General features: G+C 61.1%; 12 protein-coding genes. 7 read left to right on the top strand and 5 right to left on the bottom strand.

The genetic code is table 11. The features are described from left to right. Positions 1-132: 132 nt before the first annotated feature. The 5 genes from JH25_RS25205 to tpx all read right to left on the bottom strand — a co-directional run bounded on the left by JH25_RS25205 (position 133) and on the right by tpx (position 9,849). Positions 133-1,620: an efflux transporter outer membrane subunit gene (locus JH25_RS25205; RefSeq protein ID WP_032875748.1), complete on the bottom strand. Its 1,488-nt coding sequence runs from the start codon at positions 1,618-1,620 to the stop codon at positions 133-135. Beyond that, positions 1,617-4,724, bottom strand: a complete 3,108-nt coding sequence (locus JH25_RS25200; protein WP_032875751.1) for an efflux RND transporter permease subunit — start codon at positions 4,722-4,724, stop codon at positions 1,617-1,619. Before JH25_RS25200 ends, JH25_RS25205 begins: the two co-directional genes overlap by 4 nt. Continuing rightward, a complete protein-coding gene (locus JH25_RS25195) occupies positions 4,721-7,822 on the bottom strand; it encodes an MdtB/MuxB family multidrug efflux RND transporter permease subunit (protein ID WP_032875755.1) in 3,102 nt (1,033 codons plus the stop codon). The genes JH25_RS25200 and JH25_RS25195 overlap by 4 nt, the downstream gene beginning before the upstream one ends. Then, complete coding sequence (locus JH25_RS25190) at positions 7,819-9,117, bottom strand: MdtA/MuxA family multidrug efflux RND transporter periplasmic adaptor subunit (RefSeq protein ID WP_032875759.1); 1,299 nt, start codon at positions 9,115-9,117, stop codon at positions 7,819-7,821. Before JH25_RS25190 ends, JH25_RS25195 begins: the two co-directional genes overlap by 4 nt. A gap of 231 nt (positions 9,118-9,348) precedes the next feature. Then, a complete protein-coding gene (tpx, locus tag JH25_RS25185) occupies positions 9,349-9,849 on the bottom strand; it encodes a thiol peroxidase (RefSeq protein ID WP_032875762.1) in 501 nt (166 codons plus the stop codon). A gap of 159 nt (positions 9,850-10,008) precedes the next feature. On the opposite strand from tpx, the gene JH25_RS25180 reads away from it, so the two are divergent. The 7 genes from JH25_RS25180 to JH25_RS25150 all read left to right on the top strand — a co-directional run bounded on the left by JH25_RS25180 (position 10,009) and on the right by JH25_RS25150 (position 17,407). Beyond that, positions 10,009-11,298 carry a glycosyltransferase gene (locus tag JH25_RS25180; protein ID WP_032875765.1) on the top strand — a complete coding sequence of 430 codons (1,290 nt, stop codon included), beginning with the start codon at positions 10,009-10,011 and terminating at the stop codon, positions 11,296-11,298. 72 nt (positions 11,299-11,370) lie between these two features. Beyond that, positions 11,371-12,276 carry an AraC family transcriptional regulator gene (locus tag JH25_RS25175; protein ID WP_032875768.1) on the top strand — a complete coding sequence of 302 codons (906 nt, stop codon included), beginning with the start codon at positions 11,371-11,373 and terminating at the stop codon, positions 12,274-12,276. A gap of 324 nt (positions 12,277-12,600) precedes the next feature. Beyond that, positions 12,601-12,849, top strand: coding sequence for a DUF6124 family protein (locus JH25_RS25170; RefSeq protein WP_032875771.1), 249 nt, complete (start codon positions 12,601-12,603; stop codon positions 12,847-12,849). Between the two features lie 199 nt (positions 12,850-13,048). Continuing rightward, positions 13,049-14,371: an ABC transporter substrate-binding protein gene (locus tag JH25_RS25165; protein WP_005788580.1), complete on the top strand. Its 1,323-nt coding sequence runs from the start codon at positions 13,049-13,051 to the stop codon at positions 14,369-14,371. A gap of 178 nt (positions 14,372-14,549) precedes the next feature. Next, positions 14,550-15,440, top strand: a complete 891-nt coding sequence (locus tag JH25_RS25160) for a carbohydrate ABC transporter permease (RefSeq protein WP_005788581.1) — start codon at positions 14,550-14,552, stop codon at positions 15,438-15,440. 10 nt (positions 15,441-15,450) lie between these two features. Beyond that, positions 15,451-16,281 (top strand): carbohydrate ABC transporter permease, encoded by an 831-nt coding sequence (locus JH25_RS25155; RefSeq protein WP_032875774.1) that lies wholly within the window; start codon positions 15,451-15,453, stop codon positions 16,279-16,281. A gap of 22 nt (positions 16,282-16,303) precedes the next feature. Beyond that, positions 16,304-17,407 (top strand): ABC transporter ATP-binding protein, encoded by a 1,104-nt coding sequence (locus JH25_RS25150; RefSeq protein WP_032875775.1) that lies wholly within the window; start codon positions 16,304-16,306, stop codon positions 17,405-17,407. Position 17,408: the final 1 nt, after the last annotated feature.

Below are 17,408 nucleotides of genomic sequence, written 5' to 3' on the forward strand. Positions count from 1 at the left end.
AGGGGCCTCCCCACTGTAGGAGCGAGCTTGCTCGCGAAGATCGTCAACGATGACGTGCGAAACCGGGGGAAACGCGGTGTCTGTGTGTTCTTCGCGAGCAAGCTCGCTCCTACAGGATGCGCAGGTATTCGCTCACTCCTTCTCGGCAAGAGACGTCTGGCCATCCCAGCCACCACCCAACGCCGCAATCAACTGCACACTCGCCACCAGCCGCGACTGCAACAAGGTCAACACGGTGCGCTCGTTGCTCAAGGCCGTCGCCTGCACAGTCACCACATCCAGGTAAGCGATCAGACCCGCCTTGTACTGGTTCTCGGTCAAGCGCAACGACTCACGCGCCGATTCCAGCGCTTCATTGCTGACCACAGCTTCGTCCGCCAGCACCTTGAGTTGCACCATGTAGTTTTCCACTTCACGGAACCCATCCAGTACGGTCTGGCGGTACTTGGCCACGGTCTCGTCATAGCTGGCCACGGTGCGGTCGACTTCCGCCGAGCGCTGGCCGCCATCGAACAGGGTCATCGCCAGTTTCGGCCCCACCGACCAGAAGCGGTTCGGCAGGCTGATCCAATCTTCATAGGTGCTGCTGGAGTAGCCGCCCTGCAAGCTCAGGCTGAGATCCGGGTAATAGGCCGCCTTGGCCACGCCGATGTTGGCGTTGGCGGCGATCACCGAGCGTTCGGCCGAGGCAATATCGGGGCGACGTTCCAGCAACTGGGACGGCAGGCTCACCGGTATTTGCGGCAGCGCCGGAATGTCTTTGCTCACCGCCAGGTTGAAGTTGGCCGGGGCTTCGCCGATCAGCACGGCAATGGCGTTTTCCAGCTGGGCCCGCTGCCAGATCAGGTCGATCAGGCTGGCCTGGGTGGTCTTGAGCTGAGTTTGCGCCTGGGCGATGGCATCCTTGCCGGCCACCCCGGCACGGTACTGGTTTTCGGTCATTTTCAATGAACGCTGGTAGGTGTCCAGGGTGGCTTGCAACAGGCGCGTCTGTTCGTCCATGACCCGCAGTTGCAGGTAGCTCTGCACCAGTTCCGACTGTTGGCTCAGGCGCATCGCGGCCAGGTCTGCCGAGCTGGCCTCGGCGCTGGCTTCATTGGCCTCTAGTCCACGGCGCAACTTGCCCCAGATATCGGCTTCCCAACTCACGCCCAACTGCGCATTGAGGGTGTCGCGGATACCACTGCTGGAACTGCTGAGGCTGGCGCTGCTGCTGCCGGTACCCTGGCTGGCGCGGGTTTTACCCACGCTCAGGTCGACGCTGGGGTAAAACGCCCCGCGGGAACTGCGCACCAGCGCCTTGGCCTGGCGAAAGCGCGCTTCGGCCTGGGCAACGGTCTGGTTGGACGTGTTGAGGCGCTCTACCAGCTCATTGAGTTGGCGGTCGCCATACAGCTCCCACCAGGCGCCACGGGCCAGGGAATCGCTGGGGTTGGCCTGGCGCCAGCCCTGGGCTTCTTTGAACTGCACCGGTTCGATGACCTCCGGGCGCTTGTAGTCAGGGCCAATGGCGCAGGCGCTGAGCAACACCCCACACATCATCACGGCCAATAACTTCATTGTGTTGTTGTGGTGAGGGTGCTTGCTCCCTCGCCACAATAATTTGGTTGAATCGGTCATAGCGCAGTGTCCAGGGCAGCATCGGTACGCACGCCGCGCCAGGCATTGAAGCGGTGGCGCGCGCGGTCGAGATAGAGGTAGACCACCGGGGTGGTGTAAAGGGTCAGGATCTGGCTGAAGACCAGGCCACCAATAATGGTCAGGCCCAACGGATGGCGCATTTCCGCGCCATCGCCGGTGCCGAGCAGCAACGGCAAGGCGCCGAGGATGGCGGCCAGCGTGGTCATCAAAATGGGTCGCAGGCGTAGCAGACAGGCGCTGCGGATCGATTCCAGCGGGCTCATGCCGTCGTTGCGCTCCAGTTGCAGCGCCAGGTCGATCATCAGGATCGCGTTTTTCTTCACCACACCGATCAGCAGGAACAAGCCCAGCAACGATATCAGACTGAACTCGCCGCCCAGCAGGTAGATCGCCAGCAACGCGCCAACACCCGCCGACGGCAGGGTCGAGAGAATGGTCAGCGGGTGGATATAGCTTTCATACAGAATGCCCAGCACCAGGTACACCGCCACCAACGCACCGAGAATCATGAACGGCTGGCCCTTCTGCGTGGCCGCAAAGGCGTCGGCGGTGCCGGCCATCTTGGCGATCACATCTTCAGGCAGGCCGACCTTGGCAATCGCTCGCTCGATGGCCGCGGTGCCCTGCTCTACCGTCACCCCGGGCGCCATATCGAAGGCGATGTTTTCTGAAGCGAACTGGCCTTCATGGCTGACGCGATCGTCGGCCAGGCTGTTCTCGTAATGGGCAATGGTCGACAACGGCACCCGCGCACCATCGGCAGTAATCACCTGGACCTGGTTCAGGGTGATCGGGTCCTGGGCATACTTGGGGTTGACCTCCATCACCACCTGATACTGGTTGAGGCTGTCGTAGATGGTGGAAATCTGCCGCTGGCTGTAGGCGTTGTTGAGTACCGACGTGACCATGTCCATGTCGATGCCCAGACGCTTGGCCTGGTCCCGATCGACGATCAGCGTGACCTGCGCCGCGCCCCGGCCTTCGCGAGCGTCGATGGCAGTCAGCTCGGGCAACTCACGCATCGCCGCGACCACTTTCGGGTACCACAGGCGCAACGCGGCCAGGTCGCCGCTTTGCAGGATGTAGGAATATTGCGCGCTGGTCTGGTCGCGGCCGCCGCCGAACTGCAGGTCCTGGTCGGCCATCAGGAACAGGCGCCCGCCCGGTACCAACGGCACCTCTTTGCGCAGACGCTCGATCACCGCCTGGGCAGAGATCTTGCGTTCACTGATGGGTTTGAGGCGCACCAGCATCACTGCGTTGTTAGTGCCTTGGTTGCCACCGATAAAGCCGGCCACGCTGAGCACCGCCGGATCCTTGAGCACCGCCTGGCGGAAGACTTCCATCTTCGGCTGCATCACGCTGAACGACAGGCCATCGTCACCGCGCACAAACCCGATCAATTGGCCGGTGTCCTGCTGAGGCATGAAGGTTTTTGGCACCACCACATACAGCGCGATATTCACCCCCACGGTAATCAACAGGCTGAGCAGGGTCAGGCGCCGGTGGCGCAATACCCAGTCCAGGCTGGTGGCGTAGCCGGCGACCATGCGGTCGTTGACCTTCTGGCTCCAGCGCTGCAAACCGGTCTGCCGGGTCTTGTCATGAGGCTTGAGCCAGCGGGCGCAGAGCATCGGCGTCAAGGTCAGCGAGACAATCAGCGAGACGATGATCGCCGCCGACAAGGTGATGGAAAACTCGCGAAACAGGTTGGTGACAATCCCGCCCATGAACAGGATCGACAGGAACACCGCCACCAGCGACACGTTCATCGACAACAAGGTAAAGCCGACTTCTTCGGCACCCAGGTACGCCGCCTTCATCGGCGGCACACCCTCGTCGATGTGCCGGGAAATGTTCTCCAGCACCACGATGGCATCGTCCACCACCAGCCCGGTGGCCAGGATCAGCGCCATCAACGAAAAGTTGTTCAGCGAAAACCCGTACAGGTACATCACCGCGAAGGTGCCGACCAGCGACACCGGCACCGCCAGGGTCGGGATCAGCGAAGCACGGAAGTTACCCAGGAACAGGTACACCACCAGGATCACCAGGCCCACGGCAATCAGCAGGGTCATTTCCGCTTCATGCAGGGTGGCAGTGATCACTGGCGAGCGGTCCATGGCCAGGCTGAGTTTGACGCTGGACGGCAGCACTGCCTGCAACGCCGGCAACTGGGCCTTGATCTGCCTGACCGTTTCAATGATGTTGGCGCCGGACTGGCGGTTGATCACCAGCAGCACCGCCGAATCATTATTGAAGAAGCCACTGTTGTAGCGGTCTTCCACACCATCGGTGATCTTCGCCACATCCCCCAGGCGCAGGGCCGCGCCGTCCTGATAGCGGATCAATAGCGGCGCGTAGTCCTTGGCTTTTTCCAGCTGGTCGTTGGCCTGGATCTGCCAATTGCGCTCAGCGTCTTCCAGGGAGCCCTTGGGCCGGCGCTGGTTGGCATTGGCGATGGTATTGCGCACATCGTCCAGGGCCACGCCGTACTGGTCGAGGGCCTTGGGTTCCAACTCGATGCGCACTGCCGGCAGGGAGCTGCCGCCGATCTGCACTTCGCCCACGCCCGGCACCTGGGACAGGCTCTGGGACAGGATGGTCGACGCCAGGTCATACAGCTGGCCCTTCTGCAGCACGTCGGAGGTCAGCGACAACACCATGATCGGTGCCTGGGACGGGTTGATCTTCTTGTAGGTGGGCATGCTGCGCATACCGCTGGGCAACAGGTTGCGCGAGGCATTGATCGCCGCCTGCACTTCCCGCGCCGCACCGTTGATATCGCGGTCGGAATCAAAGGCCAGGATCACCCGAGTCGAGCCCTGGCTCGACGAACTGCTCATGGTGGTGATACCGGCAATCGAACCGAATGAACGCTCCAATGGCGTCGCCACGCTGGACGCCATCACCTCGGGGCTGGCGCCGGGCAGGCTGGCCGACACCACGATCACCGGAAAGTCGATCTGCGGCAGCGGCGACACCGGCAAAAGGTTGAAGCTGACGCCACCGAGCAACATGATCGCCAGACTCAGCAGCATGGTCGCTACCGGCCGGCGAATGAAAGGTCCGGACAGGTTCATGGCTCAACCGGCTCCAGGCGTTGCGGCTCTTTGCGCCAGCGCCGGCCAAGGCGATCGAAGTACAGGTAGATCACCGGCGTGGTGAACAGCGTCAACACCTGGCTCACCAGCAAGCCACCGACCATCACCAAACCCAGCGGTTGGCGCAACTCCGCGCCGGAACCGCTGGCAAGCATCAGCGGTACCGCACCGAACAACGCGGCCAGGGTAGTCATCAGGATCGGCCGGAAACGCAACAGCGCCGCCTGGTAAATCGCCGTCTGTGGGTCCAGGCCCTGATTACGCTCGGCGTCGAGGGCGAAGTCGATCATCATGATCGCGTTCTTTTTCACGATACCGATCAGCAGGATGATGCCGATGATCGCGATCATGCCCAGGTCATTGCCACTGAGCAGCAGGGCCAGCAAGGCCCCCACCGCCGCCGACGGCAAGGTCGAAAGGATAGTGATCGGGTGGATATAGCTCTCGTAAAGCACGCCCAGCACGATGTACATGGTGACCACCGCGGCCAGGATCAGCAGCAAGGTACTCGACAGCGACGCCTCGAACGCCTGGGCGGCACCCTGGAACTGGGTTTGCACGCCCACCGGCATGCCAATGTCCTTCTGGGTCTGGTTGATCAGCTCCACACCCTTGCCCAGGGCGACGCCGGGGGCCAGGTTGAACGACATCATCACCGCCGGGAACTGGCCGATATGGGCAATCGCCAACTGCGCCTGGCGCTGCTCGACATGGGCCAGGCTCGACAGCCGCACCTGGCCGCCGTCGGTGGTCTTCACATGGATCTGGTTGAGCGCGGCCGGGCCGAGGGTTTCGCCGGACTGAGCTTGCAGCACCACGCGATATTGGCTGGCCTGGGTATAGATGGTAGAGATCTGCCGTTGGCCAAAGGCGTCATACAACGCGTCGGTAATGGTCGAGACACTCACACCCAGGCGCGAGGCCGCGTCGCGGTCGATCACCAGGTACACCTGCAAGCCTTTGTCCTGCAAGTCGCTGGCAACGTCGGTGAGTTCCGGCTGTTGACTGAGGGCGTGCACCAGCTTGCCACTCCACAGTGCCAGCAACTCGGCGTCCGGCGACGACATGCTGAACTGGTACTGGGTACGGCTGACGCGGTCCTCGATGGTGAGGTCCTGCACCGGCTGCATGAACAGGCGGATGCCCACCAGCTTGTCGATTTGCGGTTGCAAGCGGGTGATCACCTCGGCTGCGCTCAAGTCGCGCTGGCCGTGGGCCTTGAGGTTGATCAACAAGCGGCCACTATTGAGGGTGGCGTTATCGCCGTCCACACCGATGTAGGACGACAGGCTCTGGACCGCGGGATCAGCAAGGATGATCTTCGCCAGCTCCTGCTGACGCTGGCTCATCGCCGCAAAGGAAATCGACTGCGGCGCTTCGGAAATACCCTGGATCACCCCGGTGTCCTGCACCGGAAAAAAGCCCTTGGGCACCACCAGGTACAGCACCACCGTAAGCCCCAGGGTAGCAATGGCCACCAGCAGGGTCAGCGGCTGGTGCTTGAGCACCCACTGCAACTTGCGGCCATAGGCCTGGATCAGCCAATCGATCCAGGCGCCGCTGGCCTTGTAGAAACGTCCCTGCTCTTCTTCCTTCGGTTCGCGCTTGAGCAAGCGCGCGCACATCATCGGCGTAAGGGTCAGGGACACAACCAGCGAAATCAGGATCGCCACCGCCAGGGTGATGGCGAACTCGCGGAACAGCCGCCCGACCACGTCAGCCATGAACAGCAGTGGGATCAGTACCGCAATCAGCGACAAGGTCAGGGAAATCAGGGTGAAGCCGATCTGCTTGGCGCCCTTGAGCGCCGCCGCCATCGGCGTCTCGCCCTCCTCGATATAGCGAGAAATGTTCTCCAGCATAACGATGGCGTCATCCACCACAAACCCCGTGGCGATGGTCAGGGCCATCAGCGTCAGGTTATTGATGGAGAACCCCGCCAGGTACATCACGCCAAAGGTACCCACCAGAGACAGCGGCACGGCGATGGACGGAATGATCGTGGCGCTGACCCGACGCAGGAACAGGAACGTCACCATCACCACCAGGGCGATGGCAATCAGAAGCTCGTGTTGTACGTCTTTCACCGAGGCGCGGATGGTCTGGGTACGGTCGGTAAGCACCGTCACGTCCAGGCCGGCCGGCAGGTTGTCGGTGATGCTCGGCAGCAGCGCCTTGATACGGTCGACTACCTCGATCACGTTGGCGCCCGGCTGGCGCTGGATGTTGAGCAGTACCGCCTGGTTCTCGTTGGCCCAGGCCGCGAGGCGCTCGTTTTCGGCGCCGTCGACGATTTGCGCTACATCCTTGAGGCGCAACGGTGCGCCATTGTTGTAGGCCAGGATCAGCTCGGCATATTGCTGGGGTGAGACCAACTGGTCGTTGGCATCGAGCATCGACACGCGGGTGGGGCCGTCGAAGTTACCCTTGGGCTGGTTGACGTTGGAGGCGGCGATCAGCGCACGCACATCCGACAGGTTCAAGCCATTGGCCGCCAGGGCCTCGGGGTTGACCTTGATACGCACGGCCTGGCGCTGGCCACCGGCAATACTGACCATGCCGACGCCGCTGATCTGGGCGATTTTCTGCGCCATGCGCGTATCGACCAGGTCATTGAGCTTGGGCAGCAGCATGGTCTTGGAAGTAATCGCCAGGGTCAGCACCGGGGTGTCGGCAGGGTTGACCTTGTTGTACACCGGCGGCGCCGGCAAATCCTTGGGCAACAGGTTGGTGGCGGCGTTGATTGCGGCCTGCACCTGTTGCTCGGCGACATCCATATTGACGTCGAGGTTGAAACGCAGGGTCAGCACCGACGCACCGCCCGAGCTGGTGGACGCCATCTGGGTCAGCCCGGGCATCTGCCCGAACTGACGCTCCAGCGGCGCAGTGACCGCACTGGTCATCACGTCTGGGCTGGCGCCGGGGTACAGGGTCATCACCCGGATCGTCGGGTAGTCCACCTGGGGCAAGGCCGATACCGGCAACAAGCGGTACGAAATGATCCCGGCCAATACAATCGCCAGCATACTCAGCGTGGTGGCGACCGGGCGCAGGATAAACAGGCGTGACAGGTTCATGAACCGACCTTTTGCGCCTTGCCGGCGTCAGCGCCGGTCTCCCCTTTTGCCGCGGGCTTGCCTTGCAGGTGTTCGGTCGGCGTGGTCGGCACTTCCTTGCTTTCGTTGACCACTTCGATTTCGCTGCCGTCCTTGAGACGGTCAGTGCCTTCCAGCACCACGCGATCGCCTGCGACCAGGCCCTCCTTGACCACGGTGTTCTCACCGTCGGTGTCACCCAGCACCAGGGGCTGGACCTTGACCTTGTTGTCACCGTCAAGCTTGTAGACAAAGGTGCCGGTGTTGCCGAACTGGACCGCCGCCGACGGCGCCAACACCACGTTATGCAAGGTGTCGGCAAGCAAGTGCACATTGACGAACTGGTTGGGAAACAACGCCTGGTCCTTGTTATCAAAGCGCGCCTTGAACTTCAAAGTACCGGTGGTGACGTCGATCTGGTTGTCCAGGCTCTGCAGCACGCCGATCGCCTGTTTTTTCACGTCGCTACGGTCCCAGGCTTCTACGGGCAGTTTGTTGCCGGCGTGATAACGGGCGAGTACGGTTTCCAGGGTATTTTCCGGCAGGGTGAACGCCACGCTGATCGGCTGGGTCTGGGTGATGACCGCCAGGGCGGTGGTGTCATTGGCTGCGACCAGGTTGCCGACATCGAGCTGGCGCAGGCCAACGCGGCCGCTGATCGGCGCACGGATCCTGGTGAATTCAAGGTTGAGCTTGGCATCGTCGACCGCGCCCTGGTTGGTCTTGACCGTGCCCTGGTATTGCAGGACCAGCGCTTCGGCGGTGTCCAGGGTCTGCTTGGCGATACTGTCCTGGGCGTACAGGCCGCGATAACGCTCCACATCGACCTGGGCGTTTTTCAACTGCGCCTGGTTCTGCAGCAATGTGCCCTGGGCCTGGAGCAAGGCGTTCTGGTAGCTGCGCGGGTCGATTTCTGCCAGCAGGTCGCCGGCCTTGACCATCTGGCCTTCTTCAAAGGCGATCTTCACCAGCTCACCGCCTACCCGGCTGCGCACATTAATGGTGTTGAGCGCGGTGACCGTGCCCAGCGCCTTGTAGTACACCGCAAACTCCCCCTGCACCACCGGCGCCACGCGCACCGGCACCGGGCCGGTGGAACCGCCAAAGCCCGGGCGCGCCATGCCGGTCTTGCCGGTGTGCCCCGCAGGAGCGTCCTTGTGAGCCGCGCCGCCGGGCCAGAATTTCCAGCACAGGCCGGCGATAACCAGCAGCACAAGCAGGCCAAACAGCCAGCGGCGGGAGTTGCGGGAGGAGGATTGCATGGAGTGATCAACCATTGGGGATGAGAGCTTCTTCTTCGGGAGGCTGAAAGATAAGCACTGGGGGGCGTTTAGAAAAGCACCTTTACCGGCTATTTACCTTGGGCTTACAACTTTTAACGTCTGATCTTAGTCCGCCAGCTATTTCGCTAAACCGCTGACACTCAAATAAAAACGGCCTGGACTAGGCCAGGCCGCAATCATGCATCATACGTGTTACTGCCAAACGACAGTTACGCGCAGAAACAGTTACTTCAATACAGCCAGGGCCGCATCGTAGTTTGGCTCTTCAGCGATTTCCTTGACCAACTCGCTGTGCAGCACATTGTCGTTTTCGTCCAGTACCACGACAGCGCGAGCGGTCAGGCCTTTGAGCGGGCCGTCGGCAATCGCCACACCATAATCAACGGCGAAATCCGAATCACGGAAGTCCGACAGGTTCTTAACGTTTTCCAGGCCTTCGGAACCACAGAAGCGCGCTTGGGCGAATGGCAGGTCGGTGGAGATGCACAGCACCACGGTGTTGGCCACATCGTTGGCCTGGGCATTGAACTTGCGCACGGAAGTGGCGCAGGTTGGGGTATCAACGCTTGGGAAGATGTTCAGCACTTTGCGCTTGCCGGCAAAGGTGGCCAGGGTGGCGTCGGACAGGTCGCCGGCGGTCAGGGTGAAATCTGCGGCTTTGGCGCCGACTTTCGGCAGTTCGCCTTCAACCTGGACCGTGTTGCCTTTGAGGGTGACTTGAGCCATGAACGGAATCCTTATGCTGGTTTTTGGTTAAACGAATTCGAGAGGCCGAAGTTAACCACAAAGTGCCGATGCTACCTACCGCCAGACACAAATTGTCATGTCGCCAGGTTGTGGTTTAATTGCGCGCTTTTCGCCTGCCCTTCAAGGAAACCGTCGTCGATGAATCAGCCTGCCACCAAAGTTCTGGTCATTGGTTACGTCTGGCCAGAGCCCCGCTCCTCGGCTGCGGGGGGGCATATGATGCAGATCCTTGAGAGTTTTCTTACGCAAGGTTGGGACATTACCTTCAGCAGCCCTGCGACCATCGGCGAACACAAGGCCGACTTGCCGGCACTTGGCATCGCCGAATGCGCCATCGAACTGAATAACAGCAGTTTCGATGACTTTATCCGCGAACTGGCCCCGGATATCGTACTGTTCGACCGTTTCATGATGGAGGAGCAATTCGGCTGGCGCGTGGAGCAATGCTGCCCCAACGCCCTGCGCGTGCTGGAAACCTCCGACCTGCAAAGCCTGCGCGATGCCCGCCACCAGCGTTTCAAGGAGCAGGTGAAAGCCAACCCCGACAGCGACGACTTCAGCGCCCTGTTCGCGCCTGCGCTTCAAGACGAGTTCCAGCGCATGGCCGATACCGACCTGGCCAAGCGCGAAATCGCCGCGATTTACCGCTGTGACATCAGCTTGATGATCTCCGACGTGGAAATCCGCCTGCTCACCGAGCAGTTCAAGGTGCCCGCCGCTCTGCTCCATTGGTGCCCGTTGATGTTGCAACCGCCCACCGCCGCGTTTGCGCCGTTTGAAGACCGTGCGCACTTTCTCAGCATCGGCAACTTCCGCCACGCGCCCAACTGGGATGCGGTGCTGTGGATGAAGCAAAGCCTGTGGCCGCTGATTCGCCAACAGTTGCCGGGCGCGCAGCTGCATATCTATGGCGCCTACACCCCACCCAAGGCCACCGCCCTGCACAACCCGGCACAGGGTTTTCATGTGATGAACTGGGCCGAAGACGCGCTGCAAGTCATGACCGCCGCACGCATCTGCCTGGCACCGTTGCGCTTTGGCGCGGGCATCAAGGGCAAGTTGATCGACGCCATGCTCTGCGGCACCCCCAATGTCACCACCCCGATCGGCGCCGAGGCCATGGGCGATGATCAACCCTGGCCCGGCGTGATCGAACACGACGCCCCGGCCCTGGCCGCCGCTGCTGTGGCCCTCTACCAGGACCACGAGCGCTGGACCCAGGCGCAGGAACACGGGCGCCAACTGCTGGCCCGGCGCTATGACCAGACTCTGCACGGGCCAGCCTTGGTGGACTGCCTGGAGCAATGCCGCCGCAACCTCGCCGCCCATCGCCGGGACAACTTCACCGGCAGTATGCTGCGCCATCACGCGCACAAGAGTACCCAGTACATGTCCCAGTGGATCGAGGCAAAAAACCGCAACCTGTAAACACTGCTGCTGGCGAGGTCGTGCGCGACGGGGCATTATCCTACGCAGCGACCACAATAAAGCGACGGCAGCATGACCCGAGCAACGCGCATCACCGATCCCTCCTACGAGCTGATGGACGATCACAACGGTCTGTCCATCATCTATCGCCAGCACGGCTTCCCCTGCCCGCTGGTGCGCTGGCACTTCCACAAGGAATACGAGCTGCACCTGATCGTCGCCAGCTCCGGCAAGGTGTTTATCGGTGACTACATCGGCAACTTCTACCCGCAAAGCCTGTTCCTCACCGGCCCCAACCTGCCCCACAACTGGATCAGCCAGGTGGAAGAAGGCGAAGTGGTCCCCAAGCGCGACATGCTGGTGAACTTCACCGACGAGTTGTTCGAACACGGCAGCCATATCTTCACCGAACTCAAACGCCTGGCGCCGCTGCTCGAACGCGCGCAGTACGGCATCGAATTTCGCTGCAAAAAGACCATTGCCCACGCCATGACCCTCATGCAGCACATTGAAGACGCCCACGGCATGGCGCGCCTGGGGCATTTCTTTATCCTGCTGGAGGTATTGAGCGCCTGTGAGGACTACCAGCTGCTGTCCGGCGTAACCACACCACAGCAAGCCGATGAACACAGCATCGACCGCACCAACCGAGCGGTGGACTACATCTTTGCCCACTACGCGCGCGAGTTGCCGCTGGAGGAAGTCGCGGAGTACCTGGGGATGAAACCGACGTATTTTTCCCGTGTATTCAAGCAGGCCACCGGGCGGACTTTTATTGAATTCGTCAATCGGCTGCGCATCAGCAAGTCCTGCGAGTTGCTGGCCGATGGGGACAAGGCGGTGACGGATGTGTGTTTTGAGTCGGGGTTCAACAATATTTCCAACTTCAATCGGCGTTTTCAGCAGCTTAAGGGTATGACGCCGTCCCACTACCGGCGATTGGCGGTGCAGCGGTTGACTGAGCAGAATTTGGCTTGAGGTTGATCGTTCGGCAGGCGTCAGGAAACAGAAACGTCTTACAAGGTTTTGAGGTTGTCCCTAGGACACTCAATCTCTAGTCTCCGTACACCGCTGCACACGCAGCGGTCGGGCGTCGCGGCCCGGTTTAATCAGACGCAAAGTGCCATTTCCGCTTTCAGTTGACGTCTTTTTATCGTCTACTGTGCGCCCTTATGGTGGCTGTGCGCGGGATACCTTCGGGTATGCCGGTTTCCTGATTCCGGTCCGCGAACCTGCGTACAGCTACCACCCGATCGCGTCGCGGCGATCAGTGGTAGCTCCACTTGAATCAGGAGTTCCACCATGATCAAGCCCACCCCAAATCCCCCAATCGATCCAACACCCAGCGTGCTGTTCACCGTAAAAGACGGCATCTCCACGCAAGACCTACTGGTCAACCTCAGCGAATCCCTCGCCTCTGCCCACGCCCTCACCTGCGATTTCGCCTTTGATCTCGACGGCTCACGGCGCGAAGGCGCGCTGGGGATTGCCCAGTTGATCGAGGTATCTCGCTTGCTGGCTGAGCGAGCACTGGCTGATATCGAGCGTTAAATACGGCATCGATCGTCCCCACGCACCACGGGGACGATCATCGAGTGCAAAAAAGTATCAGTGCGCGTGCGCCCAAGGATTTGTCACAACCCCATTTCAAGGCTGTAATCGACGCACACTCTTCCTGGCTACCTGTAGGAAGACACAACAACAATAACCGTCCTTCTGTAGCCCCCTGGGCGCGGAAATGGAGTGCGCGATGAAGTTCACAGCAAAAGCTCTGCTTGCCTGTTCCTGCATGACTGCATGCATGACCCTCAGCGCCGTCAGCCTTGGCGCGCAAACCCTGACCATTGCCACCGTCAACAACAGCGACATGATCCGTATGCAGAAGCTCTCGAAAACCTTCGAGGCCGAGCACCCAGAGATCAAGTTGAACTGGGTGGTGCTCGAAGAAAACGTGTTGCGCCAACGCCTCACCACCGACATTGCTACCCAGGGCGGGCAGTTCGACGTGTTGACCATCGGCATGTACGAAGCCGCACTGTGGGGCGCCAAGGGTTGGCTGGAGCCGATGAAGGACCTGCCGGCCTCCTACGACCTTGATGATGTGTTCCCTTCGGTACGTGATGGCTTGTCCGTCAAGGGTTCGCTGTACGCCCTGCCGTTCTACGCCGAAAGCTCGATCACCTATTACCGCACCGACCTGTTCAAGGACGCCGGGCTGACCATGCCCGAGCACCCGACCTGGAGCCAGATCGGCGAATATGCGGCCAAACTTACTGATAAATCCAAAGAGCAATACGGCCTGTGCCTGCGCGGCAAAGCCGGTTGGGGTGAGAACATGGCGCTGATCACCACCCTGGCCAACGGCTTCGGTGCGCGCTGGTTCGATGAGAAGTGGCAACCGCAATTCAATGGCCCCGAGTGGAAGGACGCGCTGAACTTCTACGTCGACAACATGAAGAAATCCGGCCCGCCGGGTGCGTCCAGCAACGGTTTCAACGAGAACCTGGCGCTGTTCAACAGCGGCAAATGCGCGATCTGGGTAGACGCCAGCGTCGCCGGTTCGTTTGTCACCGACAAGAGCCAGAGCAAGGTCGCCGAGCATGTCGGTTTCACTTTTGCGCCACACGAGAAGACCGACAAGGGCACCTCGTGGCTGTACTCCTGGAGCCTGGCGATTCCGACCAGTTCCAAGGCCAAGGACGCCGCCAAGGTGTTCACCAGTTGGGCCACCTCCAAGGAGTACGGCCAGCTTGTGGCCAAGACCGATGGCATCGCCAATGTGCCGCCGGGTACGCGCCAATCCACCTACAGCGACGAGTACATGAAGGCCGCGCCGTTCGCCAAGGTGACCCTGGAATCACTGAAAGTGGCCGACCCGACCAAGCCGACCGAGAAGCCGGTGCCGTATATCGGTATCCAGTTGGTGACCATTCCTGAGTTCCAGGCGATTGGTACCCAGGTCGGCAAGTTCTTCTCGGGTGCGTTGACCGGTCAGCAGACGGTGGATGCCGCATTGACCGCCGCGCAGACCACCACCGAGCGGGAAATGAAGCGGGCTGGTTATCCCAAGTAACCCCTGCCTCACCACCGCTAAGTGTGGGAGCAGGGCTTTTGTGGGAGCTGGCTTGCCTGCGATGCAAACGACCCGGTATATCAGTAGTACCGAGGCGGTGCCATCGCAGGCAAGCCAGCTCCCACAGTGACCGCGCTCCGACGCAGATTCTGTAGGCATCTGACTGGTTCTGATCACCATGAATACACCCGCCAAAAACCGCCTGGCCAACCCCGGCTGGTTCCTTGTCAGCCCCTCGGTGGCCTTGTTGCTGCTGTGGATGATCGTGCCTCTGGGCATGACCCTGTACTTTTCGCTGATCCGCTACAACCTGCTCTACCCCGGCGAAAACCAATTCGTGGGGTTGGAAAACTTCAGCTACTTCATCACCGACTCGGGTTTCCTGCCCGGCGCTACCAATACCCTGTTGCTGGTGGGCAGCGTGTTGCTGATCAGTGTGGTGTTCGGCGTGTTGATCAGCGCGCTGCTGGAGGCCAGTGAGTTCCTGGGGCGTGGCATCGTGCGGGTGCTGTTGATTTCGCCATTCTTCATCATGCCCACCGTCGGCGCGCTGATCTGGAAAAACCTGATTTTCCACCCGGTGTCGGGGATCCTCGCCGCCGTGTGGAAGTTCTTCGGCGCCGAGCCGGTGGATTGGCTGGCGCACTACCCGCTGCTGTCGATCATCATCATTGTGTCGTGGCAGTGGCTGCCCTTCGCGATCCTGCTGCTGATGACCGCCATGCAGTCCCTGGACCAGGAGCAAAAGGAAGCTGCACGTCTGGACGGTGCCGGCGCCATTGCGATCTTCTGGCACCTGACCCTGCCCCATCTGGCCCGCCCGATTGCCGTGGTGGTGATGATCGAAACCATCTTCCTGCTCTCGGTGTTCGCCGAAATCTTCACCACCACCAACGGTGGCCCGGGTTACGCCTCGACCAACCTCGCCTACCTGATCTACAACCAGGCGCTGGTGCAGTTCGACGTGGGCATGGCCTCGGCCGGTGGCTTGATTGCCGTGGTCATCGCCAATATCGCGGCGATCATCCTGGTGCGGATGATCGGCAAAAACCTGACTGACAAGCCTTGAGGGCCGCGCCATGACACTTCAACAATCCCGCCGCCTGCAAAGCCTGCTACTCGGTACGTTGGCCTGGGCGATCGCGATCCTGATTTTCTTCCCGATCTTCTGGATGGTGCTGACCAGCTTCAAGACTGAAATCGATGCGTTCGCCACCCCGCCGCAGTTCATCTTCACGCCGACGCTGGAGAACTACCTGCACATCAACGAACGCAGCAACTACTTCGCCTACGCCTGGAACTCGGTGGTGATTTCGTTCAGCGCCACTGCCCTGTGCCTACTGATCTCGGTGCCGGCCGCCTACTCCATGGCGTTCTACGAAACCCAGCGCACCAAGGGCACGCTGCTGTGGATGCTGTCGACCAAGATGCTGCCACCGGTGGGCGTGCTGATGCCGATCTATCTGTTGGCCAAGAGCCTTGGCCTGTTGGACACGCGTATCGCGCTGATCATCATCTACACCCTGATCAACCTGCCGATCGTGGTGTGGATGGTGTACACCTACTTCAAGGACATCCCCAAGGACATCCTCGAAGCCGCCCGCCTGGACGGCGCCACCCTGTGGCAGGAAATGGTCCGCGTGCTGTTGCCGATCGCCAAGGGTGGCCTGGCCTCCACGGTGTTGCTGTCGCTGATCCTGTGCTGGAACGAGGCGTTCTGGTCGCTGAACCTGACCTCGTCGAGCGCTGCGCCGTTGACCGCACTGATCGCCTCCTACTCCAGCCCCGAAGGTTTGTTCTGGGCCAAGTTGTCCGCCGTCTCGACCCTGGCCTGCGCGCCGATCCTGATCTTTGGCTGGATCAGCCAGAAACAGCTGGTGCGCGGTTTGTCCTTCGGCGCCGTCAAATAATAATTCGATAAGGAGGCCCATCATGGCCAACCTGAAAATCAAGAATCTGCAAAAAGGCTTCGAAGGTTTCTCGATCATCAAGGGCATTGACCTTGAAGTGAACGACAAGGAATTCGTGGTGTTCGTCGGCCCGTCGGGCTGCGGCAAATCCACCCTGCTACGCCTGATCGCCGGCCTGGAAGAAGTCACGGAAGGCACCATCGAACTGGATGGCCGCGACATCACCGAAGTGACCCCGGCCAAGCGCGACCTGGCCATGGTGTTCCAGACCTACGCGCTGTACCCGCACATGAGCGTGCGCAAGAACATGTCGTTTGCCCTGGACCTGGCCGGTGTCGACAAGAAGCTGGTCGAGAGCAAGGTCAGCGAAGCGGCGCGCATCCTGGAACTGGGGCCGCTGCTGGAGCGCAAGCCCAAGCAACTGTCCGGCGGCCAGCGCCAGCGCGTGGCGATTGGCCGGGCGATTGTGCGTAACCCGAAGATCTTCCTGTTCGACGAGCCGCTGTCCAACCTCGACGCGGCGCTGCGCGTGCAGATGCGCCTGGAACTGGCGCGCCTGCATAAAGAACTGCAAGCCACCATGATCTACGTGACCCACGACCAGGTCGAAGCCATGACCCTGGCCGACAAGGTGGTGGTGCTCAACAGTGGCCGTATCGAGCAGGTCGGCTCGCCGTTGGAGCTGTATCACCAACCGGCCAACCTGTTTGTGGCCGGCTTTCTCGGCACGCCGAAGATGGGCTTTCTCAAGGGCAAGGTCACGCGTGTCGAAGGCCATGGCTGCGACGTGCAATTGGACGCTGGCACCCTGATCAGCCTGCCGTTGAGTGGCGCGACCTTGAGCGTCGGCAGCGCGGTGACCCTGGGCATTCGTCCCGAGCATCTGGAAATCGCCGCGCCAGGGCAAACCACCCTGACCGTCACCGCTGACGTTGGCGAGCGCCTGGGCAGCGACACCTTCTGCCACGTCATCACCGCCAATGGCGAACCGCTGACCATGCGGATTCGCGGCGACATGGCCAGCCAGTACGGCGAGACGTTGCACCTGCACCTGGACCCGGCGCACTGCCATCTGTTCGACACTGACGGCGTAGCGGTGGCCCGCCCACTGCGCGCAGCCGCCTGAC

Source organism: Pseudomonas sp. BRG-100 (assembly GCF_000737955.1).
Taxonomy (GTDB): domain Bacteria; phylum Pseudomonadota; class Gammaproteobacteria; order Pseudomonadales; family Pseudomonadaceae; genus Aquipseudomonas; species Aquipseudomonas synxantha_A.

What these genes read in the sequence shown, in the direction of transcription:
- JH25_RS25205 (WP_032875748.1), bottom strand. Translation starts at nt 1,620, where the DNA reads ATGACCGATTCAACCAAATTATTGTGGCGAGGGAGCAAGCACCCTCAC.
- JH25_RS25200 (WP_032875751.1), bottom strand. Translation starts at nt 4,724, where the DNA reads ATGAACCTGTCCGGACCTTTCATTCGCCGGCCGGTAGCGACCATGCTG.
- JH25_RS25195 (WP_032875755.1), bottom strand. Translation starts at nt 7,822, where the DNA reads ATGAACCTGTCACGCCTGTTTATCCTGCGCCCGGTCGCCACCACGCTG.
- JH25_RS25190 (WP_032875759.1), bottom strand. Translation starts at nt 9,117, where the DNA reads ATGGTTGATCACTCCATGCAATCCTCCTCCCGCAACTCCCGCCGCTGG.
- tpx (WP_032875762.1), bottom strand. Translation starts at nt 9,849, where the DNA reads ATGGCTCAAGTCACCCTCAAAGGCAACACGGTCCAGGTTGAAGGCGAA.
- JH25_RS25180 (WP_032875765.1), top strand. Translation starts at nt 10,009, where the DNA reads ATGAATCAGCCTGCCACCAAAGTTCTGGTCATTGGTTACGTCTGGCCA.
- JH25_RS25175 (WP_032875768.1), top strand. Translation starts at nt 11,371, where the DNA reads ATGACCCGAGCAACGCGCATCACCGATCCCTCCTACGAGCTGATGGAC.
- JH25_RS25170 (WP_032875771.1), top strand. Translation starts at nt 12,601, where the DNA reads ATGATCAAGCCCACCCCAAATCCCCCAATCGATCCAACACCCAGCGTG.
- JH25_RS25165 (WP_005788580.1), top strand. Translation starts at nt 13,049, where the DNA reads ATGAAGTTCACAGCAAAAGCTCTGCTTGCCTGTTCCTGCATGACTGCA.
- JH25_RS25160 (WP_005788581.1), top strand. Translation starts at nt 14,550, where the DNA reads ATGAATACACCCGCCAAAAACCGCCTGGCCAACCCCGGCTGGTTCCTT.
- JH25_RS25155 (WP_032875774.1), top strand. Translation starts at nt 15,451, where the DNA reads ATGACACTTCAACAATCCCGCCGCCTGCAAAGCCTGCTACTCGGTACG.
- JH25_RS25150 (WP_032875775.1), top strand. Translation starts at nt 16,304, where the DNA reads ATGGCCAACCTGAAAATCAAGAATCTGCAAAAAGGCTTCGAAGGTTTC.